This window comes from Streptococcus suis (assembly GCF_002964045.1).
GTDB lineage: Bacteria > Bacillota > Bacilli > Lactobacillales > Streptococcaceae > Streptococcus > Streptococcus suis_U.
In genome coordinates, this window is record NZ_POPB01000615.1 from 1 (window position 1) to 267 (window position 267).

The 267-nt window shown below is 35.6% G+C and carries 1 protein-coding gene; it reads right to left on the bottom strand.

Annotated features, from left to right (window positions below; translation table 11 throughout):
• On the bottom strand, nucleotides 1-188 hold a 188-nt coding region (locus C1E99_RS13170), incomplete at its 3' end, for an MATE family efflux transporter (RefSeq protein ID WP_269088955.1).
• Nucleotides 189-267: the final 79 nt, after the last annotated feature.

Genomic DNA, 267 nt, shown 5'->3' on the forward strand with positions numbered 1-267 from the left:
GCTAGGGCAATAAAAACCGCCTGATAGACGGCTAAAATATTATTAGCAAGGGAAACTCCAGACAAAGCTACGATGCCAATACTGGCTACTAGATAAGAGTCTACTACTCCCATTAACATCTGGAGAAGATTTTCCCCCATGGCTGGAAAGGCAATAGTTAAAATTTCTTTATAGGTTTGTTTGTTCATAATCTCTATTTCAACTGTTTAATATCTACTATTTTATCACAAACAAGATTCAATAGCTCTTCATCGTGAGAAATTAACA